Origin of the sequence: Kocuria sp. ZOR0020, assembly GCF_000800955.1 — a bacterium.
In the GTDB taxonomy this organism is placed as follows: Bacteria; Actinomycetota; Actinomycetes; order Actinomycetales; family Micrococcaceae; genus Kocuria; species Kocuria subflava.
On sequence record NZ_JROX01000245.1, the window covers coordinates 1 to 2564 of the forward strand.

2 protein-coding genes are annotated in these 2564 nt (G+C 66.0%); both read right to left on the minus strand.

Annotation, left to right across the window (positions count from 1 at the left end; translation table 11 throughout):
• Positions 1-179: 179 nt before the first annotated feature.
• Positions 180-800 (minus strand): superoxide dismutase, encoded by a 621-nt coding sequence (locus tag L979_RS12515; protein WP_047692541.1) that lies wholly within the window; start codon positions 798-800, stop codon positions 180-182.
• 101 nt (positions 801-901) lie between these two features.
• Positions 902-2564, minus strand: a 1663-nt coding sequence (locus L979_RS12520) for an alpha-amylase family glycosyl hydrolase (protein ID WP_047692542.1), incomplete at its 5' end; no start/stop codon positions are given.

Genomic DNA, 2564 nt, shown 5'->3' on the forward strand with positions numbered 1-2564 from the left:
CTCAACGAGTTCCTCACACGTGTTGCACTCACCCCCTGAAACCGCACAGTTCAGCAGCGATCAAACGGCCTACTCGGCGGGGAAAGGGCGGGGATCTGAGGCCACACGAACCCCACGGACATGACGGAGCCCGGGTGTCCACCAGGACACCCGGGCTCCGTGCTGAGCGGCAAAGCCGATCAGATGATGGAGGCGGCTCCGTTGCGGGCCTTCTCCAGGCGCTGGGCAACGTCCTCCCAGCTGACAACGTTCCACCAGGCCTTGACGTAGTCCGGCTTGACGTTCTGGTAGTCCAGGTAGAAGGCGTGCTCCCACATGTCCAGCTGCAGCAGCGGGATAGTGGCCACGGGGACACCGTTCTGCTGGTCGTACATCTGCTCGATCACCAGGTTGCCGGCAATGGGCTCGTAGGCCAGGATTGCCCAGCCGGAGCCCTGAATGGTGGTGGCAACGGCGGTGAACTGAGCCTGGAAGGCGTCAAAGGAGCCGAAGGCGTCGTCGATGGCGGAGGCCAGCTCGCCCTCGGGCTTGCCGCCACCGTCCGGGGACATGTTCTTCCAGAACACGGAGTGGTTGATGTGGCCACCCAGGTTGAACTGGAGGTCCTTGGAGAGCTTGGCGGCACCGGCGGAATCGCCGTTGGCGCGAGCCTCCTCCATCTTCTCCAGCGCGGTGTTGGCACCGGTCACGTAGGTGTTGTGGTGCTTGGAGTGGTGAAGCTCCATGATGCGCGCGGAGATGTGGGGCTCAAGAGCGGCGTAGTCGTAATCGAGCTCGGGGAGAACAAACTTCTCAGCCATAACAAAGCCTTCCTGTCTGAATCTGACTGTTCAATCCAAACGACTAGGGCCCCCGTAGGTCAAGGCCGTTCCGCCACCAGCGGAGGTTGCGTCACACAGGGTCAGAGCCGAGGAGCCCGCCGGGGGATGCACCGGATCCACGCCCATCCGTGGGCTTCCAGCAGCACGCCGTTGCGGAGGTCGATCTGGGTGTCCTCCTGCAGCAAGGTGGCCTTGGACTGGAAACCGGAGAGGGTTTCACCGGTCACGTACTGGCCCCAGTCGGAGAAGTTGGCCAGGCACAGCACCACGCTGCCGTCGGAGGAGGGGCGCTGGTAGCCCACCACGGGTTCGTTGCGGGTATCGAAGTCGATCACGGACTGACCGTCGAACTCCGGGGCTGCCGCGCGGACCTGGAGCATGCGGCGGATGGCCCCGTAGAGCCGCCCGGAAACGGAGAACAAGTCATGCCGGGAATCGATCAGGGCCTGCTCGACCCGCGGGCGGTGTGCCCATCGGGGGTCAAGCTCATGACCTGCCTCCAGGCACCACAGGGGGTCATCCAGAACCCCGAGTTCATCACCCAGCCACAGTTCCGGAACTCCACCCAGGGAGAAGGCCACGGCGTGGGCCAGCAGCACTCGGTCAGCACCCGGCCCGGGTTCGTGGCGGATCCCGGCCAGGGAGGCTGCCGTGCCGCACACGGCCGCACCGATCCGCCCGGAGCGTGACGGCACCGCCGGGTTGGTTGCAAAGGACCCCTGGTACCTACCCGAATAGAACTCCCCCAGGAACCGGCGGTGGGCATCCGGGTTCAGCCCGGCAGCGGTCACCACCTCATCGGAGAAGGACCACTGGAGAGCATCGTGGTTGCGCACCGGCTGCAGGTATCCCTTGCCGGCCAGTGGCGCTCCGTGGTTGCGGATCTCCTGCGCCAGCAAGGTGGCATCACGGGTGGCGATCGAACTCCAGATCAGAGCAGCCCGGTCCAGTCCCTCGGCCACCTGGATCCCGCCGTCCGTCACGCGGAGTTCAACGGGGTCATTGGATTCCAGGACCACGGACGGCGCCACGATCTGCAGGACGGTACCCAAGGTGCGCAGCACCTGCCGGCCCGCGGCCAGCACGTCCGGGGTCCTGGGCACGCCGCGCCACAGATGCCAGGGGGAGCCCACCCGCAGCACCTGGGCACCCAGCCCTGCCACGTGCAGCATCTCCCCGGCCATGGCCACAAACACCCGCGGGTTGGTCCAGTCCAGGTCCCACTGGTGGGCGTGTTCGGAGGTCCGCACACGACGACGGTCGTGGGGATCCCCCGGCACCACACGTTCCCACGCCGGCCCTTGAGCCCACACGGATCGCTGAGCGGCGTCCCCGGTGGGGCCATCCGGCTGGATCCGGTAGAACTCCTCGAAGAACGAGTTGTGGCGGGCAGCGGCGTTGGCCCACGGGTGATCCGGAGCAGTCCTGGAGAGCACCACGTCCAGCATCAGGGAGATGCCGTTCTCCTGCAGGCGTTGGCCCAGGTCAGCCAGTTGCCCAATGCTTCCCATCTTGGGATTGGTTGAACGGTAGGAGGCCACGGAGAATCCGCCGTCGTCAAAGGACTCGGAGGCCAGGAACGGCGGCAGCAGACGCAAGTGGGTGACGCCCAAATCCTTGAGATACGGGATCCGCTGCTCAACACCCTGGAAGCCACCGGCCCACCGGTCCGCGTAGCAGGCACCCACCACCGCGTGGCGCGAGTCCCACCAGGGCGCCTGGTGCTCCCGGTCAGAGTCCATG